28 protein-coding genes, 3 pseudogenes and 1 other annotated feature are annotated in these 26,013 nt (G+C 36.2%); of the genes and pseudogenes, 15 read left to right on the top strand and 16 right to left on the bottom strand.

Annotation, left to right across the window (positions count from 1 at the left end):
* The first annotated feature begins 8 nt into the window (after positions 1–8).
* Positions 9–953: a DMT family transporter gene (locus QUF93_RS24605; protein WP_289360484.1), complete on the top strand. Its 945-nt coding sequence runs from the start codon at positions 9–11 to the stop codon at positions 951–953.
* Positions 954–964: 11 nt separating this feature from the next.
* Here the strand turns inward: QUF93_RS24605 and refZ are convergent, their stop codons facing one another.
* Positions 965–1,603 carry a forespore capture DNA-binding protein RefZ gene (gene refZ / locus QUF93_RS24610; protein ID WP_289360485.1) on the bottom strand — a complete coding sequence of 213 codons (639 nt, stop codon included), beginning with the start codon at positions 1,601–1,603 and terminating at the stop codon, positions 965–967.
* Between the two features lie 147 nt (positions 1,604–1,750).
* Between refZ and QUF93_RS24615 the strand changes: the two genes are divergently transcribed.
* Positions 1,751–2,230, top strand: a complete 480-nt coding sequence (locus tag QUF93_RS24615) for a free L-methionine (R)-S-oxide reductase MsrC (protein ID WP_002123047.1) — start codon at positions 1,751–1,753, stop codon at positions 2,228–2,230.
* A gap of 61 nt (positions 2,231–2,291) precedes the next feature.
* Here the strand turns inward: QUF93_RS24615 and megL are convergent, their stop codons facing one another.
* Positions 2,292–3,470 (bottom strand): methionine gamma-lyase, encoded by a 1,179-nt coding sequence (megL, locus tag QUF93_RS24620; protein ID WP_289360486.1) that lies wholly within the window; start codon positions 3,468–3,470, stop codon positions 2,292–2,294.
* Positions 3,471–3,870: 400 nt separating this feature from the next.
* Between megL and rpsD the strand changes: the two genes are divergently transcribed.
* Both rpsD and QUF93_RS24630 read left to right on the top strand, forming a co-directional pair.
* The gene (gene rpsD / locus QUF93_RS24625) at positions 3,871–4,473 is read left to right on the top strand and encodes a 30S ribosomal protein S4 (protein ID WP_000135322.1); all 603 of its coding nucleotides are present in this window, start codon (positions 3,871–3,873) and stop codon (positions 4,471–4,473) included.
* Positions 4,474–4,716: 243 nt separating this feature from the next.
* Positions 4,717–5,865 (top strand): type I restriction endonuclease, encoded by a 1,149-nt coding sequence (locus tag QUF93_RS24630; RefSeq protein WP_289360487.1) that lies wholly within the window; start codon positions 4,717–4,719, stop codon positions 5,863–5,865.
* An 87-nt stretch (positions 5,866–5,952) separates the two neighbouring features.
* Here QUF93_RS24630 and QUF93_RS24635 read toward each other — a convergent pair whose 3' ends face one another.
* Entirely contained in the window at positions 5,953–6,081 is a 129-nt protein-coding gene (locus tag QUF93_RS24635; RefSeq protein ID WP_002112286.1) for a hypothetical protein, read from the bottom strand.
* A gap of 188 nt (positions 6,082–6,269) precedes the next feature.
* On the opposite strand from QUF93_RS24635, the gene QUF93_RS24640 reads away from it, so the two are divergent.
* Positions 6,270–6,572 (top strand): YjdJ family protein, encoded by a 303-nt coding sequence (locus tag QUF93_RS24640; RefSeq protein ID WP_289375850.1) that lies wholly within the window; start codon positions 6,270–6,272, stop codon positions 6,570–6,572.
* 77 nt (positions 6,573–6,649) lie between these two features.
* On the opposite strand, the gene tyrS is transcribed toward QUF93_RS24640, so the two are convergent.
* From tyrS to acsA, 6 genes are all read right to left on the bottom strand, one after another.
* Positions 6,650–7,906: a tyrosine--tRNA ligase gene (tyrS, locus tag QUF93_RS24645; protein WP_289375851.1), complete on the bottom strand. Its 1,257-nt coding sequence runs from the start codon at positions 7,904–7,906 to the stop codon at positions 6,650–6,652.
* A 70-nt stretch (positions 7,907–7,976) separates the two neighbouring features.
* Positions 7,977–8,206: a binding site (T-box leader), on the bottom strand.
* 77 nt (positions 8,207–8,283) lie between these two features.
* On the bottom strand, positions 8,284–8,529 hold the full coding sequence (locus tag QUF93_RS24650) for a hypothetical protein (protein ID WP_289360490.1): 246 nt from the start codon (positions 8,527–8,529) through the stop codon (positions 8,284–8,286).
* Positions 8,510–9,055: an RNA polymerase sigma factor gene (locus tag QUF93_RS24655; RefSeq protein WP_289360491.1), complete on the bottom strand. Its 546-nt coding sequence runs from the start codon at positions 9,053–9,055 to the stop codon at positions 8,510–8,512. The genes QUF93_RS24650 and QUF93_RS24655 overlap by 20 nt, the downstream gene beginning before the upstream one ends.
* Complete coding sequence (locus QUF93_RS24660) at positions 9,036–9,491, bottom strand: hypothetical protein (RefSeq protein WP_076540760.1); 456 nt, start codon at positions 9,489–9,491, stop codon at positions 9,036–9,038. The genes QUF93_RS24655 and QUF93_RS24660 overlap by 20 nt, the downstream gene beginning before the upstream one ends.
* A gap of 66 nt (positions 9,492–9,557) precedes the next feature.
* Positions 9,558–10,115 carry a maltose acetyltransferase domain-containing protein gene (locus QUF93_RS24665; RefSeq protein WP_289360492.1) on the bottom strand — a complete coding sequence of 186 codons (558 nt, stop codon included), beginning with the start codon at positions 10,113–10,115 and terminating at the stop codon, positions 9,558–9,560.
* A gap of 86 nt (positions 10,116–10,201) precedes the next feature.
* Positions 10,202–11,920, bottom strand: a complete 1,719-nt coding sequence (gene acsA, locus QUF93_RS24670) for an acetate--CoA ligase (protein WP_289360493.1) — start codon at positions 11,918–11,920, stop codon at positions 10,202–10,204.
* 176 nt (positions 11,921–12,096) lie between these two features.
* Between acsA and acuA the strand changes: the two genes are divergently transcribed.
* Genes acuA through acuC form a run of 3 tightly spaced genes read left to right on the top strand, consistent with a single transcriptional unit; the run spans position 12,097 to position 14,554 of the window.
* Positions 12,097–12,729, top strand: coding sequence for an acetoin utilization protein acetyltransferase AcuA (acuA, locus tag QUF93_RS24675; protein ID WP_002123076.1), 633 nt, complete (start codon positions 12,097–12,099; stop codon positions 12,727–12,729).
* Positions 12,730–12,746: 17 nt separating this feature from the next.
* Positions 12,747–13,391: an acetoin utilization AcuB family protein gene (locus QUF93_RS24680; RefSeq protein WP_002123078.1), complete on the top strand. Its 645-nt coding sequence runs from the start codon at positions 12,747–12,749 to the stop codon at positions 13,389–13,391.
* A complete protein-coding gene (gene acuC, locus QUF93_RS24685) occupies positions 13,388–14,554 on the top strand; it encodes an acetoin utilization protein AcuC (RefSeq protein ID WP_289360494.1) in 1,167 nt (388 codons plus the stop codon). The genes QUF93_RS24680 and acuC overlap by 4 nt, the downstream gene beginning before the upstream one ends.
* A gap of 243 nt (positions 14,555–14,797) precedes the next feature.
* Here the strand turns inward: acuC and QUF93_RS24690 are convergent, their stop codons facing one another.
* The 3 genes from QUF93_RS24690 to QUF93_RS24700 form a co-directional block, all read right to left on the bottom strand.
* Complete coding sequence (locus QUF93_RS24690; protein WP_289360495.1) at positions 14,798–15,883, bottom strand: hypothetical protein; 1,086 nt, start codon at positions 15,881–15,883, stop codon at positions 14,798–14,800.
* Positions 15,884–16,060: 177 nt separating this feature from the next.
* Complete coding sequence (locus tag QUF93_RS24695) at positions 16,061–16,750, bottom strand: response regulator transcription factor (protein ID WP_289360496.1); 690 nt, start codon at positions 16,748–16,750, stop codon at positions 16,061–16,063.
* A 1-nt stretch (position 16,751) separates the two neighbouring features.
* Entirely contained in the window at positions 16,752–18,206 is a 1,455-nt protein-coding gene (locus QUF93_RS24700) for a sensor histidine kinase (RefSeq protein ID WP_289360497.1), read from the bottom strand.
* 149 nt (positions 18,207–18,355) lie between these two features.
* Here QUF93_RS24700 and QUF93_RS24705 point away from each other — a divergent pair.
* The 5 genes and pseudogenes from QUF93_RS24705 to mscL form a co-directional block, all read left to right on the top strand.
* A pseudogene (locus tag QUF93_RS24705) lies at positions 18,356–18,970 on the top strand (ankyrin repeat domain-containing protein); the annotation flags it as partial.
* Between the two features lie 90 nt (positions 18,971–19,060).
* Complete coding sequence (locus QUF93_RS24710) at positions 19,061–20,491, top strand: IS4-like element ISBce2 family transposase (protein ID WP_080019313.1); 1,431 nt, start codon at positions 19,061–19,063, stop codon at positions 20,489–20,491.
* A 128-nt stretch (positions 20,492–20,619) separates the two neighbouring features.
* A pseudogene (locus QUF93_RS29080) lies at positions 20,620–20,697 on the top strand (ankyrin repeat domain-containing protein); the annotation flags it as partial.
* 79 nt (positions 20,698–20,776) lie between these two features.
* A complete protein-coding gene (locus QUF93_RS24715; RefSeq protein ID WP_289360499.1) occupies positions 20,777–21,703 on the top strand; it encodes a Gfo/Idh/MocA family protein in 927 nt (308 codons plus the stop codon).
* Between the two features lie 128 nt (positions 21,704–21,831).
* Entirely contained in the window at positions 21,832–22,230 is a 399-nt protein-coding gene (mscL, locus tag QUF93_RS24720) for a large conductance mechanosensitive channel protein MscL (protein ID WP_289360500.1), read from the top strand.
* 47 nt (positions 22,231–22,277) lie between these two features.
* On the opposite strand, the gene QUF93_RS24725 is transcribed toward mscL, so the two are convergent.
* Positions 22,278–22,550 (bottom strand): DUF3917 domain-containing protein, encoded by a 273-nt coding sequence (locus tag QUF93_RS24725; protein ID WP_000636596.1) that lies wholly within the window; start codon positions 22,548–22,550, stop codon positions 22,278–22,280.
* Positions 22,551–22,661: 111 nt separating this feature from the next.
* Here QUF93_RS24725 and QUF93_RS24730 point away from each other — a divergent pair.
* Together QUF93_RS24730 and QUF93_RS24735 are read left to right on the top strand one after the other, a co-directional pair.
* Positions 22,662–22,769 (top strand): annotated as a pseudogene (locus QUF93_RS24730) (DUF3949 domain-containing protein); the annotation flags it as partial.
* Positions 22,770–22,784: 15 nt separating this feature from the next.
* On the top strand, positions 22,785–23,147 hold the full coding sequence (locus tag QUF93_RS24735) for a DUF4288 domain-containing protein (protein WP_289360501.1): 363 nt from the start codon (positions 22,785–22,787) through the stop codon (positions 23,145–23,147).
* 34 nt (positions 23,148–23,181) lie between these two features.
* On the opposite strand, the gene ccpA is transcribed toward QUF93_RS24735, so the two are convergent.
* The 3 genes from ccpA to ytxJ form a co-directional block, all read right to left on the bottom strand.
* On the bottom strand, positions 23,182–24,180 hold the full coding sequence (gene ccpA, locus QUF93_RS24740) for a catabolite control protein A (protein ID WP_289360502.1): 999 nt from the start codon (positions 24,178–24,180) through the stop codon (positions 23,182–23,184).
* Positions 24,181–24,556: 376 nt separating this feature from the next.
* Entirely contained in the window at positions 24,557–25,573 is a 1,017-nt protein-coding gene (locus QUF93_RS24745; protein ID WP_289360503.1) for a CamS family sex pheromone protein, read from the bottom strand.
* A 113-nt stretch (positions 25,574–25,686) separates the two neighbouring features.
* Complete coding sequence (gene ytxJ, locus QUF93_RS24750; RefSeq protein ID WP_033712295.1) at positions 25,687–26,013, bottom strand: bacillithiol system redox-active protein YtxJ; 327 nt, start codon at positions 26,011–26,013, stop codon at positions 25,687–25,689.

Raw genomic sequence — 26,013 nt, forward strand, 5'->3', positions numbered from 1 at the left:
TGATACTCTTGGCAAAAAAACAAATGCTACTCGGATCCCTTCTATGCTTACTTGCTGTAACGGCTTGGGGATTTATGTTTCCTGTGATGGCAAATGCTTTGCAATTTATCGATCCGTTCTTCTTCACAACTATTCGATATGGATCAGCAGCTATTATTTTCCTTATTCTTCTCTTAATCGCTGAAGGAAGAAATTCGCTCCGCTTCGAAAAACGAACTCTTTCGTTATTCTTTTACGGAACAGTCGGTTTCGCAGGATACGGTTTTCTCGTTTTTTACGGCCAACAGCTTGCCGGCCCTTCCGGAGCAATCCATGCCGCGATGATTCAGTCTCTTATGCCACTCATCGCCTTATTATTGCAATGGATAACGAAAAACAAACGCCCTCAAAACTACACATTTCTTTGTATGTTCGTTGCGTTACTCGGTGTTATGCTTGTCATTTCAAAAGGAAATATTCACTTATTATTTGGAGCAGCAAGTCACTTATCCACGAATATATTGATGTTATGCGGCGTTACTTGCTGGGTCATTTATACGAATGGCGGTGCTCGTTTTCAATCTTGGTCACCACTTAGGTACACAACATTAACTTGTTTATTCGGTTCTATTTCACTCGTTATAATCGTTACTGCATTAACAAGTGCAAATATAGTCGCTGTACCGTCATTACACACAATTATGAGCGTTCGTTTTGAACTCTTTTATATGTCGATTGTTGCGGGGGTTATCGCTGTATTTTGCTGGAACACAGGAAATCGCTATATTTCATCAATTAACGGCATATTATTTATGAATTTAGTTCCTGTACTTGCTCTTATCGGTTCCATATTTCGAGGTTATACAGTCGACAAAATTGAAATTGCCGGAGCCTCATTAACAATCATTGCGCTATTATGCAACAATTTATGGCAAAGAAAAGAAACGACAAAAATCCCCACCTCAGTTCGTTAGGTGGGGATTTTTCACATATGAACAGCTCTTGGCAATTCAAAATACATATTCGTTTTGCATAATGCCTGCTCCATCCATTGTTCAATTTCTTTCGTATACATTTCTAAGAAAAATGTCTCGGATGGAAAAGAATGCAGCACTTCTGATATATATTGCGGATATAAAAACGGCATATTCATCATGCCTTTTAATTGCGTCATAAACATTGTAAAAGATACCTTCTTAAATTCTTGATTCATTTGTCCCTGTCTAATAATTTGCTCTATATAATATCTTTCTTTTGAAAAATAAATCGTCATCACTTCACGAATTAATGTCGTATCAAGCGAAAGCTCTCGGTAGAAAAAACGTGTCAGTTCTCTATTATCAAATTGATATCGTAAAATCCCGCGCACCATTTGCACCATCACATCTTTAGCCGAAAAATATTCTCTCTGTTCAAATGCCGTTTCAATTACATGAATATATCCTTCTAAAAAATCAGTAATAAGCTGTTCTAATAAACCTTGCTTTCCAGCAAAATAATATGAAATATTCGCTACATTCACATCCGCCCGCTTTGCAATGTCTCGTACCGACGTTCCATCATAACCTTTCGTATTAAACAATGATATTGCCGCATCAATTACCTTTTGTTTCGTCTGCTTCATGCGCTCACTTCCTCTCACTGAACAGCTATAGTTTAAATTTCTTGACTTTTAAGACAAATTCCTTTAATTTTCTATCGACAAAGTCATGTGAAATACATCGTATTTTGCCAATATTTTACACACCTCGATAAAAAGGGAGTTGTTTCCATGTTTACAAAAGAAAGTTATGCAGGATCTCGTGAGCAGCAATATGAGACAGTAATTAAACAACTGGATGCACTATTAACTGGCGAACCGAACGTAGTCGCAAACTTATCAAATGCGTCCGCACTATTAAATCAATTTTTAGATCGCGTTAATTGGGTTGGCTTTTATGTAACAGAAGGAAATCAGCTTGTTCTTGGACCATTCCAAGGAATGCCAGCTTGCGTGCGTATTCCGTTCGGGCGAGGTGTTTGCGGCGTTGCAGCTGAAACGAAAACAACGCAGCTTGTAGCAGATGTTCACCAATTCCCAGGACATATCGCTTGCGATAGTGCCTCTAATTCTGAAATCGTTGTACCGATTATGAAAGAAGGAAATATCATTGGTGTACTTGATATTGATAGTCCCGAAAAAAATCGTTTCGATGAAGTAGATCAGCACTATTTAGAAAAGTTTGTGGAAACACTCCTAAAACATATGTAACAAGAAAAGAGGGAATTATCGATTCAGTACATCACGTACGAAACCGATAGCTCCCTCTTTTTTATTGATTACTAACAGTAGATATCTTCTTTAGTGCCTGCTCTAAATCAGAAACGATATCCTCCCATGATTCTAAACCGACAGATAGGCGTATTAAATTATCGAAAATACCCATTTCTTTTCTTAATTCAGCAGGAATCGCAGCGTGCGTCATCGTTGCTGGATGCTGGATTAACGTTTCTGTATCTCCTAAACTTACCGCAATTGTAATAAAGTGAAGATCATTGATAAACGACTGCGTTTCTTCTTTTCCGCCTTTTACTGAAAAAGAAATTACGCCGCCGCCCCGCTTCATTTGGCGAGATGCAATATCTCCTTCTGGATACCAAACACCTTCTACCGCATCATGATTCTTCAAGAACGATACAATTTTTTCTGCATTATCACAATGGCGATCCATTCTTACTGCTAACGTTTTTAATCCGCGTAACAATAACCACGCATCAAATGGCGCCATAATACCGCCGATATCTTTTCGCATCGGGCGAACTTTGTCAGCTAACGCTTTCGTTTTACAAATTGTGACACCCGCCACAACATCACCGTGACCACCAATATATTTTGTCGCACTGTGAACAACGGCGTCACAACCGAGCTCAAGAGGTCTTTGTAAATAAGGTGAACAAAACGTATTATCGACAATAACAAGCAAATCATTGCGCTTCGCTACCCCGATCACCTTTTCTAAATCAATTAATTTCATCGTTGGATTAATCGGCGTTTCAACGAAAATAAGCTTTGTATTTGGACGAATCTTACTTTCAAGATCCTCCTCGCTCTCCATATCACAAAACGAATGCGTAATCATAAACTTTTCTTCTAACACTTCTAAAAAACCGTACGTACATCCATATAATCCATTTGAACAAATAATATGATCTCCAGCCTTTAGAAAACCAATTAAAGTTGCTGAAATAGCTGCCATACCAGATCCAAAGGCAAGCGCTTCTTCTCCTCCTTCTAACACCGCCATACGTTCTTCAAATAATTTCACAGTTGGATTTCCAAGTCTTGAGTAAATATAAGATGGATCCACTCCTGCAAAACTTGCCTCGCCTTGCTGCGCAGTCCCAAACGTAAATGTAGAAGTTTGAAATAAAGGTGGTGTTAAACTCCCTTTATTTTCATTTGATTCATAACCGTGATGAATTAATGCTGTCTCCATATGTTTCTTTTTCATAAAAACATCCCCCTTATGTCTTTATTGCCACATATCTACCAGTAAAAATCTGATGAACGCTTTTACTACATTTTATGTAAGCGTTTTACTTCTGTTTCTAACTCTCTTCTTTTATATTGTTTTAAATTCCTTCTTGTTAATTTCCAAAATTTATCTGCATAAAACAAAAAGGTAGTCGCTTGACGAAACTGTAGGTAAAAGATATAATAGCGTTTGTGTAAAATAAAAAGGCAGCCTTGTAATGTGAGTTTATCGTTTGTATTTTGTTCCTCTACGGAGGTGTATCTCGTAACTCCCTGCTGCTGGAGCGAAGGTACATGAAAACAAAATGCCCGTAAATATCGATTACGTCTGTTTTTATTTTACGTAAATAAAAACATTTTTAAAGGAGGAGTCAACTATGGCTCGTTATACAGGTCCAGCTTGGAAACTGTCTCGTCGTCTTGGAATCTCTCTAAGCGGCACAGGAAAAGAATTAGAAAAACGCCCTTACGCACCAGGTCCTCACGGTCCTAACCAACGTAAGAAACTTTCAGAATACGGTTTACAATTACAAGAGAAACAAAAACTTCGTCACATGTACGGCATGACTGAGCGTCAATTCCGTCGCACATTTGACCAAGCAGGTAAAATGCCTGGTAAGCACGGCGAAAACTTCATGATCCTTCTTGAAGCTCGTCTTGACAACTTAGTTTACCGTATGGGCTTAGCTCGCACTCGTCGTGCAGCTCGCCAATTAGTAAACCACGGTCACATCACGGTTGATGGATCTCGCGTAGATATCCCATCTTACCGCGTTAAACCTGGTCAAACTATCAGCGTTCGCGAAAAATCTAACAGCCTTGTTGTTGTTAAAGAAGCGATCGAAGTTAACAACTTCGTACCAGAATACTTAACTTTCGATGCTGATAAGTTAGAAGCTACTTACACTCGTCACGCTGAGCGTTCTGAGTTAGCAGCTGAAATCAACGAAGCATTAATCGTAGAGTTCTACTCTCGTTAATGACAAAAGGCCAATCCTGTGGATTGGCTTTTTTCAATTCTCACCATAATTTTTTATATCCCACGTAACATAAAAATCCCAATACTCTATACTCCCATATAAAACAAATATGTTTTATCTAATCAAATTCAAATAAAAAAATAACCTTCCTATTTCCATACATAACTTATGTTATATTATGAATTCTTAAATAATAGTATTAATATTAAGGATTTTTAAACTTTATAACGAGGAGACGTTAATATGGAATTCAGAAATGACATAAACAAAATAGCTAACCAAATTTTAGAACGAAAAGAGTACATAACTAATGAAGAAATGACCAAGCAATCATTAATTATTCCTTTTCTTCAAAAGCTAGGTTATGACGTTTTTAGCCCTTTAGAAGTTAGACCTGAGTATATTGCAGACTTTGGAACTAAAAAGGGAGAAAAAGTCGATTATGCGGTTTTCAAAAATGGAGTTCCAATTATTTTAATTGAGGCAAAATCTGTAACAGAAAATCTCCTTAAACACGATGCGCAACTATCTAGGTATTTCAATGCCTTACCTGATGTCAAAGTAGGGGTACTAACTAATGGTGTAGAATACAAATTTTATACTGATTTAACAAATGACAATGTAATGGATGAAAAACCTTTCTTCACATTCAGTATGGATAATTTAAGTAATTTAGATATTGAAACGATTGAAACTTTTACAAAAGAGAATTTTGAAGCTGAAGAAATCGTAAAATATGCCGAAGAGCTTATTTATATGACCAATTTAAACTCCACAATTAAAGAGTTATTTAAAAACCCTTCAGATGACTTCCTTCGTTTTCTAATTAAAGACTTTAGCTCAACTAGAATTACAAATAACGTTTTAGAGCGGTTCCGACCAATTGTTAAAAAAGCAATTAATCGAACACTATTAGAAATAATCAGTGATGGTTTAACACCAAAAGAAACAAAAACATCGAAAAAAATAGAAACAAGCCTAGTTGCAGCCGCTTCCGCCGAAATAATGGAAGACATTAGCAAAGAAGACAAAACAGATAGAGTTTTCACTACCGAAGATGAACTGACTGCCTTTAACATTGTTAAAGAAATATTAACTGAAAATCAAAGAGACATCAGTGACCTTAAATATAAAGATACTATTAGTTATTTTTGCATCATGAATCGTGTAATCACAAAATGGTTTATACGTCTCTTCCTTGATGGAGATGCAAAATCCTTAGTTGTAAGACTAGATCTAGAATCTACTAAACAGCTATGTCCTAATTTTGTAGTTGAGCAAGCCCCAAAATCACAGGGAGTAAGTAGAATTTTCATTGATAATGTTAATGATTTAAAAGATTTGGAACCACTTATTATTTCATGCTATGATCAAATTTTAGCTAATGTTTAAAAAGAGGGATTTCCCCTCTTTTTCCAACGCAATGACAAAAAGCCAATCCTCTGGATTGGCTTTTTGTCATTTATATATAAAATAAAATTATTTATTTTCCTCTTTTTGAACATATACATAAGCATCTTTCTGCTCTTTATGTATATCAACCTTCGTATTCTCTGCAAGCTGACCCGCATTTAGCAAAGAAAAAATAATGAGCGCTTCTAGTGACATTCCGTTTTACCACTCCTTTCTATTTGTTATACGTTTATCATACCGCTTACATGTGATTTCCGTATGAACACGAAAAGGAGATTAAAACAACAAGCTTAAAGGCTTGCTAACTGTACTCTATCGCCAAAATGGTTTATTCAAGAAAATTATTACGTTATAATAACCATAAAATAGGAGGTTGATTCATTTTGACAATAAACCAAATGGTTCAATTAGGAAGTTCTTTAATGCTGTTTATTACTTCAGCATTTATTAGTTGGTATCAGGGGAGTAATTTAATAGATTATCCTGATGAATGGAAATATAGCGCTAAGTTTACGAATTATTTTAAAGGGTACGTTTCACATTATGACGATATTTATCAAATCGATTTCTTTATATATGCAGCAAAATTTTATCCCACAGCATTTGTCGTTATGTTAGTTAGCTTACTTTATATGCTCGTATTAATTCTTCATATTCTATTTAAAAGAAATCATGAGGCAATTTAAATGCATACATAAAAACCCCGAACGATAGACTTTTCAGCCTACAATTCGGGGTACTATTGTTTTAATTTCTTTTCTTATTAGTAACGAATTAAGAAATATTTCTTCTTACCGCGGCGAATGATTGTGAATTTATCTTCGATGCGGTCGTTTTCTGTTACAACGTAATCTAATACTTGTGTACGCTCACCATTTACATAGATTGCACCATTTGTTACATCTTCACGCGCTTGACGTTTAGATGGTGAAATTTTGCTTTCTACAAGTAAGTCGATTAATACTGTATCTTCTGCAGTACGTTCTACAGATGGTACGTCTTTGAATCCTTGTTCGATTTCGCTTGCAGTAAGTTCTGCTACAGAACCACTGAATAATGCAGCTGAAATTTTAATTGCTTGCTCTAACGCTTCTTCGCCGTGAACAAGTTTTGTCATTTCAGAGCCTAATGCTTTTTGTGCTGCACGTTTTTCTGGCGCTTCAGTTACTTGCTTCTCAAGCTCAAGAATTTCTTCATGAGATAAGAATGTGAAGTATTTTAAGTATTTAACAACGTCACGGTCATCTGTGTTAATCCAGAATTGGTAGAACTCGTAAGGAGTTGTTTTCTCTGGGTCTAACCAAATTGCGCCGCCTTCTGTTTTACCAAACTTCGTACCGTCAGATTTTGTAACTAGTGGAATTGTTAAACCGAATGCTTTCGCATCTTCTTCTGATTTACGGATTAATTCAAGACCAGCTGTAATGTTACCCCATTGGTCACTACCACCGATTTGTAGACGACAATTATGGTTTTGGTATAAGTTTAAGAAGTCGTATGATTGTAAAATCATATAACTAAACTCAGTGAATGAAATACCAGTATCTAAACGAGATGCTACTGTATCTTTTGCTAACATATAGTTTAAACCGAAGTTTTTACCGATATCGCGTAAGAATGAAATTACATCTAAGTTACCTAGCCAGTCATAGTTGTTAGCCATCGTTGCTGGGTTGTCCACGTTTTCAAACTCTAAGAAGTTTGAAAGCTGGTTTTTAATGCTTTCTGTGTAGTAAGCAACTGTATCTTTCGTATTCAATGTACGTTCTGCTTTTTTACCACTTGGGTCACCGATCATACCAGTACCACCGCCAACAAGTGCGATTGGTTGGTGACCAGCTAATTGGAAGCGACGTAACATTAATACTGGTAACATATGACCGATGTGTAAGCTATCCGCTGTTGGGTCGAAACCACAATATAATTTAACGCTTTCTTTTTCTAATAATTGCTCAAGGCCTTCAGCATCTGTTTGCTGATTAATTAGACCGCGAAATTCAAGATCTTGTAAAATACCCATATCCTACATACTCTCCTTTAAGTTCATTACTGGCGTGAAGGTTGAAAACATAAAAAAATCGCCCCTTTAAATAAGGGACGATTTTGATTATCGCGTTACCACCCTAGTTGCAGGCAAAAAAAAGCCTACCACCTTATTTACATAACGGCTTAGCACCGTCTTTTCCCTTTTGAATACAATTCAATCGAAAAAAGATGCTCTAGGGGCGTAATTCGCGATCATCTATGTGCTGATTTCCACCGACCATCAGCTCTCTAAAACAGGGAAATGATCACTACTTCTCCCTTTCCACGCTCAATTATTCATATACTTTTCTTTATACCATCATTTATATAGGCGTGTCAAATAGAGGTAGGATTTCTCTCCTTGCCAATCCTTTACAACGTTGCAAGGAATATTGTAATAAGAGAAAGAATCGGTATACCAACTAATAACGATACATGAAACACAACCGATAAATCATTTCCTATCGTCGACTCCACAGGATCTTTCACTGGAGAACCAAGAAATCCGATTAATCGATCGAATCGACTTACCGTTTTTGGAAAATCCGGTATTTCTATATGGTCGCTATCTAAATGCTGCTGTAATTTATATTCATTTTTAAAGGGATTTTCGTTCAATTTCATCCACCTCCAGCAATTGTTTTAATTTCTTTATCCCGCTATGAAGTCTCGATTTCACTGTTCCGACTGGAATATCTAATACCTCGGCAATTTCTTTTTGCTGCATATCATGATAATAAGAAAGGATCAAGACCGCTCTTTGCTCTTCAGAAACTTTCAAAATTGCGTCCCTTACTGTGAGCCGATCTTCGTGGGAAAACTCCTTTTCCTGAATCGGCACTAAAAACGGTAAAAGAGAACGCCACTTTTTTCTTCTATTTAATTTATTAATCATAAGACGATAACCAATTTGAAATAAATACGTTTTTATTCTGCCTTTTCGGGTTTCATACATATGTTTCTTTCGCTCTAGCATTAAAAACGTGTCTTGCACAAGGTCGATACTTAATTGTTCATCTCGATTAAATCGATACAAAAATGTATATAGCGCTGGTTTGATTAAAACATATAGTTTTTCTCCCGCCTGTTGATCCCCACTTTGGTACGCAAGCATGAGCTCCTCCTCAATCCCAATCTGCGCCATGATTTTTGATCTCCTTTATTCCTTTTAACGTTAATGAAATTCGGGAAATTAAATATATACTTGCGACAATAATCCATACTTGTGATTGATTCGTAAAAAATTGGACGTAAGGGTTTTGAATTGTATAGCCGATTGAAACTAAAATATTTAATGCTTGCACACATATGCATGCATACACCGCAAGACTGGCCGAAATCGTATCAAATACATTCCAACGAAAATACACTTTTGTTTTTGTAAAATCAATTTTATATCCATTTTTCCGTACTATATGTTTTCTATCAAACGGAATAATGATTGAAAACATAACAATCATCATAACTCCAGCTGTAATCATTGAAACTTTAAATCCAATTGGCATCGGTAATAACAGACCACAAGAAAATACGACGATAATTCCGATTAAAGCAAAAGTAAGAAGTAACTTATTAGACATGTAAAAGCCTCCCTCATCTATTCTTTCATAAATGTATACAGACGAGGAAGGCAATGCGTTCAAATATTATTTTATTTTTTTTATAATTTTTGCAGGATTCCCGCCAACTACTACATTATCGGGCACATCTTTCGTTACAACGGCGCCAGATGCAATAACTGCATTGTCTCCGATTGTTACGCCCGGATTAATAATCGCTCTTCCGCCAATCCATACGTTATCGCCAATTGTAACTGGTTTTCCGTATTCTGATCCGCTTATACGCTCTACTGGATCAAGCGGGTGTGTTGCTGTATAAATGTGAACACCTGGGGCTAACATACAATTCACTCCGATTGTTACTGGGCATACGTCTAAAATCGTACAATCAAAGTTCGCGTAAAAGTTTTCGCCAACGTGAATGTTATAGCCGTAATCACATCTAAAAGAAGACTCAAGATGAATATTATCTCCTGTCGTTCCGAATAATTCTTTTACGATTTCGCTACGCTCTTTTAATTTCACTTCTGGCGTATCATTTAATTTTCTCGTTAATATACGAGCTTGCTCCCTGTCTTGTACTAAAACTGAATCCGCTGGTATGTACATTTCCCCTTGTATCATCTTTTCTTTTTCTGTTTTCATTTCCTTCTCCCCTTCCAACACGTATATATAAGTTTATCATAACATAAAAAAAGGTCTGAACGTTGTTTCGTTCAGACCTTTCTTTTTTAATCTTCCATCGTCGATAAATCGCCTGTTGGTAAGTTTAATTCCCACGCTTTTAATACGCGGCGCATAATTTTACCACTTCTCGTTTTCGGTAATTTATCTTTAAATTCAATTTGCCTTGGCGCTGCATGAGCTGCTAGGCCTTTCTTTACAAATTGACGAATTTCTTCTTTTAATTCTTCTGATGGCTCATATCCTGCCCGAAGCGCGATAAATGCTTTAATGATTTCTCCGCGAACCGGATCAGGAATACCAATTACCCCAGCTTCTGCAACAGCAGCGTGCTCGATTAATTTGCTTTCTACTTCAAACGGTCCAACGCGCTCACCTGACGTCATAATTACATCGTCAATACGTCCTTGGAACCAGAAATATCCGTCTTCATCCATATAAGCTGAATCACCTGATACGTACCAATCTCCCGGCATGAAGTAAGACTCATACTTTTGCGGGTTATTCCAAACAGCGCGCATCATAGATGGCCAACCTTTTGCAATTGCTAAGTTCCCCATTGTGTATGGAGGCACTTCATTTCCTTCATTATCAACAATCGCTGCTTTCACACCTGGTATTGGTTTACCCATTGAACCTGGACGGATTTCCATACAAGGGTAGTTACAAATAACTTGTCCACCTGTTTCTGTCATCCACCACGTATCATGAATACGAAGTCCAAATGCATTCATACCCCAGCGAATTACTTCTGGATTTAATGGCTCACCAACACTTAATACGTGACGAACTTGTGATAAATCATATTTTTTAATTGCTTCTTGTCCAGCTCCCATTAACATACGGAACGCTGTTGGTGCGCTATACCAAACTGTTACACCGTAATCTTGCAGTGCTTCATACCACGCTTCTGGGCTAAAGCGTCCACCTAAAATAACATTTGATGCCCCCACTAACCACGGTGCAAAAATACCGTAAGCTGTTCCAGTTACCCAGCCTGGGTCAGCTGTACACCAATATACATCATCTTCTTTTAAATCTAATACCCATTTCGCTGTTTGATAATGCTGAACCATTGCGTTTTGCGCATGAAGCACACCTTTTGGCTTACCAGTAGAGCCAGACGTGTAATGAAGGATTAAACCATCTTCACGGCCTAACCATTCGATATGTAATTCTTTTGAAGCTTGTTCAAATAAAGGATTGAATGCTACAAGTTTACCGCCTTCTTCTGCATTATCTCCAACAAGAAAGACTGTTTTTAAAGCAGGTAAATCATTTAATGGTATGCGCTCTAACAATTCAGGCGTTGTAATTAACACCTTTGCTTCGCTATCTTCTAAACGATCGCGAACTGCACCTTCCATAAATGCTTCAAATAGCGGTCCAACAATTGCTCCTAATTTCACTGCACCAAGAAGTGCAAAATATAATTCTGGAGAACGTGGCATAAAAATAAAAACGCGATCGCCTTTTTCAACATCGCCATAATTTTTCAGGACGTTTCCTGCTTTATTAGAAAAATCCTTCATTTCCTTAAATGTATATTTCTCTTTTCGCGATCCATCTTGATAATAAAGTGCTACTTTATTCTTTCGATCGGATTTCGCATGCTTATCAATTGCCTCATACGCCATATTCACTCGGCCTGTTTCATTCCAAGTAAAATTTTTATTAACCTCTTCCCAGTTAAAATTCGCGTATGCCTCTTCATAATTCGGCAAATTATTTTCGCCTTTAATGACAGGAAGCGTTTCTACTTTCATACTTTACATCCCCCTCCTATGTATTCTATTATCTATTATAATGACATTATTTAAAATTTTCAGTATATTTGTTGATTTTTAGACAAATTTTTAATGACAAATTTCGATTCACATCGCATATATTATAAAGTACGATATTAATAGATTCACAAACCCTCAAGGTGGTGAGCAATACATTGATCCATAAAAAAATATATAATGCCAGAAACTTAAAAACAGCGAAAGGCACTTTAATTATTGAAGGTCCTGTCTCTACACATAATCTTGAAATGTATGAATTTCATCCTGACTTAATTGCGTTTCGTCCTGCCGAGCAGCAATATAAAGCTATTGTCGAAATTTCTAAATTACCAGAAGCTCGTCTCATTATTGCTAGACATGACCAAACGATTGTTGGGTATGTTACATACTTGTATCCTGATCCGCTCGAGCGATGGTCAGAAGGAAAGATTGAAAACTTAATTGAACTCGGGGCAATTGAAGTCGTCCCAGCTTTTCGCGGGTGCTCTGTCGGAAAAAACTTATTAGAAGTTTCAATGATGGACGATCATATGGAAGATTACATTATATTGACGACTGAATATTATTGGCACTGGGATTTAAAGCAAACAGGCTTAAATGTTTGGGAGTACCGAAAAGTAATGGAAAAGATGATGAATGCTGGTGGGTTACAATGGATGGCTACAGATGATCCTGAAATTTGTTCACATCCTGCCAACTGTTTAATGGTTCGCATCGGAAAACGCATTGATACGGATTCTATTCAAGCGTTTGATCGTCTACGTTTTCACAATCGTTTTATGTATTAATAAAGGGGGCAACTGGAATGATTGTAGAAGAAATTATGAATCAAAATGTAGTGACACTACATCCAAACGATACAATTGAAACAGCCATCCGAACAATACGTACAAAAGGTATTCGGCACATTCCAATTGTCGATCAAAATAATCATGTCGTAGGCATTATTTCTGATCGGGATGTAAGAGATGCAAGTCCATCAATTCTAGATGAACAAGTTTCACTCGATATGCTGAAGCAACCGCTCGAACTCATTATGAAACATCCTGTTATGACTTGTCATCCTCTCGATTTTGTTGAGGAAATCGCGACTTTATTTTTCGAAAATAAAATAGGCTGTCTTCCTGTTACGAAAGCTGGAAAACTCGTAGGTATCATTTCTGAATCTACAGTACTGCATACGTTAGTGAAATTAACAGGAGCACATCAACCAAGTTCACAAATCGAAATTCAAGTAAAAAACGAACCTGGTATTCTCGGAAAAGTAGTTGCTATTTTTAGTGATTTACAAATAAATATCGTAAGCGTTCTCGTCTATCCAGCAAAAGATGAGAATGATAAAGTACTCGTTTTCCGCATTCAAACGATGAATCCTCTAAAAGTGATTGATGCACTTGAAGCAGAAGGATACCGCGTCTTATGGCCAAATATTATGGGGATGCAAGCATGAGTAGCGCGTTTATTTATTCGGATGACTTTCGGGGCTATTCGTTTAGCCCTGATCATCCTTTTAACCAACTGCGCGTCACACTTACGTATGATTTATTACAAAAAGGCGGTTTTATCTCTCCCTCTCAAGTCATCTCACCACGGATGGCTACAGATGAAGAGATTGCTTACATTCATACAGAGGAGTACATAAATGCGGTAAAACTTGCTGGAGAAGGAAAGTTAGAAAAATCAATTGCGATGACATATGGGCTCGGAACTGAAGATACACCGATGTTTCCAAATATGCACGAAGCAAGTGCATTACTCGTTGGTGGAACATTAACAGCTGTCGATGCTGTTCTTTCTGGGAAAGTAAAGCACGCCCTCAATTTAGGAGGCGGCTTACATCATGGCTTCCGAGGTAAAGCATCTGGCTTTTGCATTTATAACGATAGTTCTATCGCAATGAAATATATTCAAAAGAAATACGGTTTACGCGTATTATATATTGATACAGATGCTCATCACGGTGATGGTGTACAATGGTCTTTTTACGACGATCCTAACGTATGCACCATTTCATTACACGAAACTGGGCGTTATTTATTCCCCGGAACTGGTGCTGTAAATGAACGTGGACAAGGCAATGGATATAGTTATTCTTTTAACGTTCCGCTCGATGCCTTTACAGAAGACGAATCATTTTTAGATTCGTATCGAACTGTTGTAAAAGAAGCTGCAGCATACTTTAAACCGGATATTATTTTAACGCAAAATGGTGCCGATGCACATTATTACGATCCACTTACACACCTTTGCGCAACGATGAACATTTATCGCGAAATACCGAAGCTCGCTCGTGAAATCGCTAATGAATATTGCGATGGTCGCTGGATCGCTGTCGGCGGTGGTGGTTATGACTTATGGCGCGTCGTCCCAAGAGCTTGGGCACTCATTTGGCTCGAAATGAACAACATCCAAAACATCTCAGGTTATCTCCCTCCAGAATGGATTGACGCTTGGAAAGGACAAGCAGAAACAGAACTTCCCCGCACATGGGAAGATCCAGACAACATGTATAAACCTATCCCTAGAAAACCAGAAATTGAAGAAAAGAATGCATTAACTGTAGCGAAATCCCTTGAAATTATTCGGAATAATATGACAAAATCTTTGTATTAAACAGAAAGGAGGCTCGTTTTTGAACGGTCTCCTTTTATTTATAGTTTGCTACTATTGTCGTTTTTTTGTTGTTAAGTCGATATTTCATGTCGAATCGCTGATATATTTTCATTTACTATTTAAATCCAGTAACCATTACCCTTTTCTAGAAGAAGTCACCCCATTTATTTCTGCTACTCAAAATTTTTGTGAATCGTTACAACCAAAAAGTAGCAGGCACTAAACCTGCTACTTTTTTCATGTTTATTTCCCTACAAACGTAACTTGTTCCCCAGTTGCCCAGGCTCCCATTGGCACAACTATATACTTCATTCCTCGCTCTAATGTTGCACCGTTTTGCAAGTCAAAGATTCCTACTGCACCTTTTCGAGAGCTGAAGCGATATTGCGCTTCTAATTTATTTCCGTCTTCACTTTGTAATTCTACTTTTCTACCAGCAAAGAGTTCCATGCCCGGATCTTTATCTAAGGTTACTTGAAGAGACTTATTGTCTATTCCCTCTGCACTTTGAATGACTAACGGTGCAATAGTTGAAGCTGTAAATTTCGGATTTTTAACAGTTGCCCAATCAGACGTAATTGTATATTCTGTTCCTGTCTTCAATGTTTGACCTGCAGGTAAGCGGAATTTAGGTGCTTGTCTACCATCTGCCGCTTGTGTAAACGGAACATATGCAACTTCAATTTTCTCACCTGAACTTGCTGTAATCGTTAGTTTTCTATCACGAAGTGAAGAGATTACTTGATATTGTTTACCATCTTTATCTTTATTTTCATCATCTAGTTGGAAAGCTTGATTTCCTCTTCCAGCCTTATACGCTTCAATGATGTTCGCATAATCTGTCACACCATCTTCTAAAAATGATTCAATTTCAAACGTATCATTTGTCACTTGCTTCGCTTGGCGAACATTGATCTTTTCTGAACTTCCTTCAAACTTTTCTTTTTTTCCGCCCTTATAACTTAACGTATATTTCCCATCTGGTTTTTGCACTTTTACAGGTACGATATATGTACTCGTTGCTCCTGTTTTTAGTCTCGGTACATTTACAATTTCTAAGCCATTACTAAATACGAAGTTTTTCTTAATAGCATCTAAGTTTTCTAATTTCACTTCTTCTTCTGATAAAGGTTTAGAAAATGTTAGTTGTAATGTCATTGCGTTTAATGGCTCTAGTTTCGTAATTTGTGCTTGTTGTTTTTTCTTCTCTTTCTTTACCTCTTGCTTCGTTTCTTGTTTTGTTTCCGCCTTCGTTTCACCTTGCGCACACCCCGTTACAAGCACTGTAAATCCAAGCACTGCCGGTACTAAAAATTTCATTTTTTTCATCTTTATACCCTCCAAATTTATGATCAATACTTTCATTGCTTCCTGTGATATTTATAATAAATAGCGGGTATAAATTGCCTATAAAGAAATTATTAAAAAAAGATAAAATAAAGATAATATATTTTTTATCTGGTATTTTTCTATACAAAAAAACCTGCCAATCACTCGGCAGGTTCACTACACATTAAAACGATAACCAGCTCCCCACACAGTTTCAATATATTGCGGATGAGCAGGATCTCTTTCAATTTTTTCACGTAGCTTTCTAATGTGAACAACGACAGTAGCTAAATCGCCAGCTGAGTCTAATCCCCAAATGCGTTCAAATAACTGTTCTTTATTTAACACTTGATTTGGATGCATTACAAAAAATGTTAATAAATCAAATTCCTTCGTTGTAAACGCCACTTCCTCATTATTTATAAACACTTTTCTCGCTCGCTGATCAATAGAAATTCCATGAATGTATAACGTATCACGTTGCTTAACCATATTTCCTGATAACCTTTCATAACGGGAAATATGTGCTTTTACTCTTGCGACTAATTCACTTGGGCTAAATGGTTTCGTTATATAATCATCCGCACCTAATCCGAGCCCGCGAATTTTATCTATATCTTCCTTTTTTGCTGAAACAAGTAAAATCGGAATATCTTTTATAGCACGTATTTGTTTACAAATTTCAAATCCATTCATCTTCGGAAGCATAATATCTAAAATAATTAAATCATAATCTTCCTGCAGAGCCCGTTGTAAACCTGTTTCTCCGGAGTGTTCTACATCAACTTGAAAATCACTAATTTCTAAATAATCTCGCTGTAATTCTGCAATGCTTACTTCGTCTTCTATTAGTAAAATCCTTTTCAAATTACTCACCACATTTCTCTACTTTTTCCAATGAGAAGAAAATGCTTGTGCCTTTCCCAGGCTCGCTTTCCGCCCAAATATTCCCGCCATGTTCTTCGATAATTTGCTTCGCTATCGCTAAGCCAAGTCCACTTCCACCTGTACTAGAATTTCGCGATTGCTCTGCACGATAAAAACGTTCAAAAATATAGGGGAGTGTATCCGATTCGATACCTGATCCATTGTCCATTACTTTCACAATAACTTTATTGTTATCACTTGATACCGTTACAGTAATTTTCTTTTCTTCTTTATCCATGTATTTCACACTATTATGAATTAAATTTGATATCACTCTATTTATCTTTTCGCAATCAGCCGTTACATATAGTGGGGATGCATGTAATTGTAAGTTAATTTCTATACCTTCCTTACTTAAATCCATCTGCATCTCTTCTATTAATTCTTGCATAAACATGTTTAATTCTATCGTTTCAAACTGAAAGGGAACTCGATTCAAATCGAGCTTCGAAAATAAAAATAGTTCATCAATGAGTGTATCCATATGCCTTGCTTTCGTATGGATAGTCGTTAAGTACTTATCCATTTTTTCAGGTGTATTTGCTACCCCGTCTTTTATTCCTTCTACATATCCGATAATAGATGTAATCGGTGTTTTTAAATCGTGAGAGATGTTTGAAATGAGCTCTTTTCGATTTTCTTCATACTTTGTTTGCACTTCAATCGATTCTTTTAACTTCTTCCTCATTTCCTCAAACCCTTGATTTAACTGCCCTATCTCATCATGCGATGTAACTGGAATTTGAAAATCTAAATTCCCTTCTTTAATTCTCTCCGTCGCATCTTTCAATACAAATATTGGTTTTATCACACTTCTTGAGACGAGATAACTTAATAATCCAATAAGCAAAATAGCTAAAAGTAAGAGCGCTACGAACAAAATCGGAAATAATTTTTGGGTAAGATCTACAAATGAACTTTGCTTTTTTAATACAAATATACTCCCCTCTTCTTCCTGAGGAAAATAAAAATCAAATTTTACATATCGATAAAATGTATCGCCTAGTTCCGTTGTACCACGACTATTAATATTTGCTGATTCAAATTTCGGAAGGGCTTCTGTTAAGGTTGAACTTTCAAATTCTTTCGAAGCATATGAAATGGAGTCTCCCTTTCTTACAGCTATTTTCACACCTTCTTTTTCAATTGATGAAACGAACGATTCATCTAATAGTTGTGATTGATGTTGCTTTGCCGCTAATTTCAATTCAAGATACGCATTCTCTTCTTCTTGCGTAAGCGGCTTTTGAATATAGGAACTTTTATAAAAATTTTTCACTGACTCCAAGTCGCCTGTTATTGAAAAAACAATTAAAAACCCCGCGACTAATATGAGCGTAATAGAAACGAGAATAACGGCAATATAAGAAAATAAAAACCTTGTTTTAATAGACATATGTTAAATCCTCACTTTATTAAACCTTATTACTCATAAGCATAGAAATATATGTTCAAATACTCAAGCGATTTTATAGTAATTTTAGCGTCAGTTTATAAAAATTTAATGTTCTTATTTTAGAGTTGAAATTAGGAGGTTGAAATTCCATGTTCAAAAAAACATTAAGCATGATATGTTGCGTAATTTTTTTGCAAGGATGCTCGCAAGAACAAGAAGTTAAAAAGGAGATGACAAGCATGGAGACAGCACTACTAACAGCTACTGAGAAACAAGAAACGAACACTGTTATATCGTTACTCAAAAAAGGGGCTGACATAAATATAACGGACAATAAAGGACGTACTCCGCTTATGATTGCTACATACAAAAATGATGTAAAAACCGCCAAAGCTCTTATCGACGCTGGTGCTAACGTAAATATCCAAGATGATATGAAAAACAATCCCTTTCTATACGCCGGTGCAGAAGGTTACTTAGACATTTTAAAACTAACGATTGATGCCGGGGCAGATCCATCGCTTACAAATCGTTACGGCGGAACAGCTCTTATCCCCGCCTCAGAACATGGCTATATTGATGTTATTAAAGAACTCCTCACGCGAACAACTATTGATGTTAACCATGTAAATAATCTTGGGTGGACCGCTTTAATGGAAGCCATCGTACTAAGTAATGGAAATGAAACACAGCAACAAGTCATTCGCCTTCTTATTGAACACGGTGCAGATGTAAATATTCCAGACAATGATGGTGTTACCCCACATCCATCAACTTAAGGATTTAGACTATTCTTAAACTTAAAAGCACGTTACTATTCTCTTATGTTAATGAGAAAGGGTGACGTGCTTTTTATGAATATGCATCAAAAACAAGAGCTGTCTTTATTTGCCGAAGAGTTATATCGATATATGTCTCCCGCTACACTTAATCAATTAGCTATAGAAGCAGGTGGAATGAAACGAAAACGTAAGTGCCATGGGCACCATTTTTTATCTTTGTGTGTATGGTTAAATCAACAAATCGCTACAACCTCTCTTACTCAACTTTGTAGTCAATTAGAAACTTCAACAGGAATTTTATTAAGTCCTGAGGGACTGAATCGACGATTTAACTCGGCTTCTGTAGCCTTCTTTCGAAATGTATTTACTACACTTCTACAAGCTAAAATTGGAGGATCATCTACAATTTCTCATTCTCTTTCTGCTTACTTTGAGCGGATTCGCATCCTTGATTCTACAACCTTTCAAGTTCCAGATCGATTCGCAGCTACTTATCCTGGTGCCGGAGGCTGTAGTCATACAGCTGGTGTGAAAATTCAATTAGAGTATGACTTGTTGAGTGGAGAGTTTTCTGATGTGAAAATTGAACCAGGAAAACGAAGTGATCAGGCATATGGGGCGACTCGAATGGACATGACACAAAAGAATGAACTATATATTCGTGACTTAGGGTATTTTCGTTTACAAGACTTTAAATCGATCCAAGATAAGGAAGGGTATTATTTATCGCGTCTTAAATTACCAACTAAAATATATAGAAAAGAATTCGAAACAGTGGTATTTAAAACAAAACCTGCTCAATTGAGACCGGTATATATACAAATTCATTTGGAAGACATCATGAACCAATTACAACCTGGCCAAGTGTATGAATTACATGATGTATATGTAGGGAGCAAAGACAAACTACCCACTCGCATTGTGGTTTATAGATGTACAGAGGAGCAAAAACAGAAACGTCTACATGATCGAGCTATTCGCGAAAAGAAAAAAGGGATTACATATACAGAGCGTACGAAACTTTTACAAGGAATTACGGTATATATGACAAACATTCCTACGGAATGGGTACCGAAAGAGAAAATCTATGATTTATATTCACTGCGTTGGCAAATTGAGCTGTTATTTAAAATATGGAAATCTTGGTTTCGAATTCATCGTTGTAAATCTATTAAACAAGAGCGATTAGAATGCCACCTTTATGGACAACTCATTAGTATCCTATTATGTTCTTCTACTATGTTTAAAATGAGAGAACTCCTGTTACGTAAGAAACAGAAAGAACTAAGTGAATATAAAGCGATGTACATAATTAAAGATTATTTCTTACTTTTTCATCAAGCACTACATAAAAACACCCAAGAATTATCAAAGATTCTCCTTCGTCTGTTTAACCTCCTACAGCGAAACGGACGAAAATCTCACAGATATGAGAAAAAAACAGTCTTTGATATTTTAGGTGTTGTGTATGAGTATACCACTTCTGCCCATCAGGTAGCATAGCGAAAAATTTGAAACCCGTCAGGGTTTATTTGATGTGCCTACTTTTATAACATCTATAAAAGATAATAAAAAACTACGTGGAAAGACCGCATTTTGTATAAAAATATACGTTAAGTTGATGGATGTGTGGTGTTACCCCGCTAGAGCATGCCCGCGCTCATAACTTCGAAGAAATAGAGAAGATTTTGTTAGAAGGACGTAAGTAAAAAGCTATTTTTTGCCTTCCTCCCCCACCCTATGCTACATTTAACCCGTTATATCAATATTGATAGGGTGGGAATAAACATGAACAAACCTAAAATCGGAATGATTGGACTTGGAAGTATTGCACAAAAAGCCTATCTTCCAACACTTACAAAAGAAACAGATTGGAATTTTGTAGGAGCATTTACACCTAATGCAGAGAAAAGAAAACAAATTTGTCAGCAATATCGTATTCAAGATTTCCATTCTATTGAAACATTAGCTTCGGAATGCGATGCAATCTTCGTTCATAGTTCCACTGCTACACATTATGAAATCGTTTCTGAACTTCTTAAAAAGGGAATCGATGTTTATGTTGATAAGCCGCTGGCAGCTACTACTGAGCAAGCAGAGAAGCTAGTTGAAATGAGTGAAAAGTATAATCGAAAGTTAATGGTTGGATTTAACCGCCGCTTCGTTCCTATGTACGTTGCTGCAAAAGAGCAGGCTAACGATATTTCATGGATTCGAATTGAAAAGCACCGCACAAATAAAGTGGGGCCATATACGTATGACTTTACTATGCTAGATGATTACTTACATATTGTAGACACTGCTCGCTGGTTAGCTAATGATGACCTTAACGTCGTTCACAATATGATGCAAATCAATGAAAAGAACGAACTTCTTTACGGACATCATACATATACAACTCCAAGTGGACTGTTACTTTCTACCGCGATGCATCGCCATGCCGGTACAAATTTAGAACAAATTGAACTTGTAACGACAGGGAAAATCATTCGTGTCAAAAATATGAATACATTTGAAATTGAACAGGAAAACTCCGTTTCACAAAGCAGTTCCCCATCATGGGATACGACGTTAAAACAGCGTGGGTTTGAAGATGCAGTTCACCATTTTATCCAATGTGTACAAGGTAATATGAAACCGATTATAGATGGATTAGAAGGGTTAAAAACACAACAATTGCTCCAATCTCTACTGCAAGCTGCAAGCAAAAATTAAAACGGATACATTTTTCAGAATTTACTTTCATTCCCATTTTCCCTTTATTTCTCTCATAAATTTCTATAGAATATGTTGATAGGAATTATAAATTTCATATTGAATCGTGGAAAGGATGGGAATAACACATGTGGAACGAGTTTAAAAAGTTCGCCTTAAAAGGGAACGTAATGGATTTAGCTGTCGGGGTTGTAATCGGTGGTGCATTCGGTAAAATTGTTTCTTCATTAGTAGGCGATGTTATCATGCCATTAATTGGTCTATTACTTGGTGGAGTAAACTTCAAAGGACTTTCCTTTACATTTGGCGGCGCAGTTGTAAAATATGGTGCATTTATTCAAACAGTTGTCGACTTCTTAATTATCGCATTCTCTATCTTCTTATTCATTAAATTGTTTAATAAACTAACGTTGAAAAAAGAAGAAGAAAAGACAGAAGAAATTCCAGAGCCAACAAAAGAAGAAGTTCTTCTTGGCGAAATTCGCGACTTACTAAAACAACAAAACTCTTCTAAAGATAGAGCATAATTGAACGGATAAAAGGCATGCCCCTCTTGGGACATGCCTTTTATATGCTATAACGTTTCCGAATTCATATGAATAAATATAATAATACCTGCAACCATCAGTACCATAATGCTACCTGCAAATAGTGTAATACCAATAAACATTAAGCTCGTACTTAAATCTATCGAAATACTTTCAGTAAAAATTGAAATTACATACGTGATAAGGGCAATTCCTGCAAGAATACTTCCTGGAACAAATCGCTTTAAGCCATTTTGTTTTAACGTCATATATGCAAAAATAGCAGTCATGCAAAGCGTAATTATCCAAAGAACGATCATCTTTTCTCCCCCCTCACAAGCCTTTTCTTTCTATTATACATGACATTGCCCTATAATAGTTAAATTTGCACTTGTGTGACATATAACAAGGAATAACCCTAATTGTAGCGAATGTCTTATGAAGAATCCCAAATACATTATTATTTTCAAAGTAACGTATTTACAATACCAGCCTCACTCGTAGCGAGTATTGTTTATAGAGTAAAGCATCAAGCATAAGGAGACTGATATCATATGTACGCTGTAAAATTATTATTTGAATCTGTTCATTCAAGTGAACCTAATCCTAGTAAAATAGATGAGCATTATGAAGAGAATCACGATACACTTTTTGAAGAAAGCATCATTCTCGTTAAAGCGAACAGTTTAGAGGAAGCGCATGAGTTAGGTGAAAAGCTCGCTATACAATCTGAATTAACATACGACAATGTGTACGAGGAGCAAGTCACATGGAAATTTCGAAAAGTGTTACACGCGTTTGAATTAGACGATACGCCATTTGGAACAGGAAAAGAATTGTACGCAAGATTTTTACACGTTAAGAAAAACGAAACTGTGGATACAGTAGTTAAAAAATACTATCCTGAATACGAATAAAAGCTCACAGCAATCGCTGTGAGCTCTCTTATTCTTACTTCGTTGAATCCCTAAATTGGATACGGTGAGGTAAGATAACTGTGTGATCTTCTACTTTTTCTTTGTTCATATATTTCGTTAGTAGACGCATTGCTACTGCACCGATATCATACATTGGTTGTACAACTGTCGAAAGCTGTGGGCGTACCATTAATGCAAGACGTGTGTTGTCAAAACCAAGCACTTCGATATCAGTTGGTACGTTTAATCCCGCGTCTTGTGCTGCATGGATTACACCTAATGCCATTTCATCAGAAGATACGAAGATGGCTGTTGGTTTTTCATCCATACTCCAAAGTTTTTCAAATGCTTCTAAGCCTGAATCATATGTGTAATCTCCATCGATTACAAGATTTTCATCATATGAAATACCTGCTTCTTCTAAAGCTTTTTTATACCCCTGTAATTTCTTAGCGCTTCCTGCTTTATCAATGAAAGGACCAGCAACGAAACCGATACGTTTATGTCCTTGCTCAATAAAATGCTTCATTGCATCGTAAGCTGCTTGCGTATAATCAATATTCACTGATGATGTTTCATTTTGCTCATCAAATGATGCTGCTAATACAATTGGCACTGGAGATTTTTTGAACTCTTCAATATGGATATCGGTAATATCTTCACCCATGAATACAATCCCGTCCACTTGTTTCCCAAGCATCGTATTTAATAAGTGGAACTCTTTCTCTTTGTTTTGATCAGAGTTACTTAAAATGATGTTATATTTGTACATTGTTGCGATATCTTCAATTCCACGAGCAAGTTCTGCATAAAACGTATTTGAGATATCAGGAATAATAACACCCACTGTAGTTGTCTTCTTACTTGCTAGTCCACGTGCTACCGCATTTGGGCGGTATCCTAAACGATCAATTGCTTCTAGTACTTTCTTTCTTGTTGTAGGCTTTACATTTGGGTTACCATTCACAACACGTGATACGGTAGCCATTGAAACATTTGCTTCACGCGCTACATCATAGATTGTTACGTTCATCTCTTCGCACACTCCTTCTATTTATGTTATCTATTTTTATGTATCGGTTCACTTGAATGAAAAAAAGACATCAACTCTATTTGCAGATGCCAACAATCGTCCCGAGTTCTTCCTTTTACTAATGATACGATAAAAACGCAGGGTCATACAATATTTTCCCGCAAAAGTTTCGAAAAAATTCGCTTCTTTTCTCGTATTTTCGTATTTTTTATGCAAAAAAGGTCAATTTTTGTAAAAAAACTATGTAACAAGGGCTACATAGACTAAGAAATCTTTTTATAATTTACTTCCGAATGCTTTTAATTCTTTCATAAACTCATTGAACTGCGGAAAATTTATAAAATAAAAAAGACAGCTTAAAAACTGTCTTTTTTTATTATAGGTAAGAAACAAACGGTTTATCGCTGTTCTTCTCTTTTATAATAACAGCCTCAATTTTACTCTCGGACTTTATCTGTAATTGAACTTTAGCATCTTTAGGGAATTGTTCTAACATACTTTGAACAGCTATTTGAGAGAGTGCCATTAATTCTGACTTACCATTATATTTAACGACAATATCCATCTTTAATTTATCCATCTTATTTTGCTTATAAGAAATCTTAGCATTAACAGGGATATAATCTCCTGGAGAAAATGCCTTCATTGCTTTAGAAAAATTCTTTAGCTTATCATTATCTTCCCCATGTGCCCCCTCAAATTCTTGAGAAGGATACGAATACGATTTTTCATCAATAGTATCCCAATTTCCAAGGTTAGTCTCGTTCTTTTGAACAGTAGCGCTTGAAATATAAGTACCATTCTTTAAAGAACTTGTACTTTCTTGCTTGAATATAGCAAACGTAATTGGAGATTTGTTATATTTATCATTTTTATTAATAGCTTCTATAAGCCCCTTAGCGACTTCAGTACCTTTAGAAATAGCTTCCTCATTAGATACACTTGAAGACATAGATAAACCAATAACAACACCAGATAAACTTAGTTCATTTGAATTCTGTTTGCCGAAGTAGTCCTGTTCTATAATATTAGTCAAAACTGGTACTTCTTGTTTCGTAACTAATTCATCAATTGTTTTCTCTGGAATATATTGATTTAATTGTAATACGTAATTTTCTGTATCGAATTGTTTTGAAGCAATATTCATTAAACCATTTTCATATTCTGCTAAATCTAGTTTAGAATTAGTTTTAACATTAACTGTATTAATTACCTTTTGTTCTTTTAAAGGAATAACAGTTCTATAGTAATCCTTAGAAACAGCAGTTCTTGGAATCATACTTTTTTCTTTCGTATCTTTCTGTACAACTTCATCTTTCTTCTCAATAGTATTATTGCTGCAAGCCCCCAGTAATAAACTTAAGCTTGCGATGCATAACGCCATTTTCTTCATTGCTTAAAACCCACTTTCAAAAGTCAATTTACTTAGTTTTAATGTATCTATAGTGTACCATTAAATATATTGCAACAAAATAAAAAAGAAGCAAGCCCTTCGCTTGCCTCTCCCTATTTTACATTCTCTTCTAAAGCTTCTTTTTTAATATTCCAATGCGATGTATGCCATACTACCATTCCATCTTTAATGTATAGCACTTGCGGAGATTCATGCTTAATGCTGTACTGATCTGCAACATGGTTCGAAACATCTCTCGCATCTTGTACGTATAAGTAATATGCTGGTACTTCTCTTTCTTCACCGCAATACGCTTGAAACTCTGTATATGCACCGTGACTAATTGGGCATGTCGTACTATGTTTAAAAAGAACGTAAGGCTCGTTCTTTTCTACTAATGCTTCAAGTTCTTCAATTGTTTCAATCTTCATCATACTCAT

Origin of the sequence: Bacillus hominis, assembly GCF_030348325.1 — a bacterium.
In the GTDB taxonomy this organism is placed as follows: Bacteria; Bacillota; Bacilli; order Bacillales; family Bacillaceae_G; genus Bacillus_A; species Bacillus_A hominis.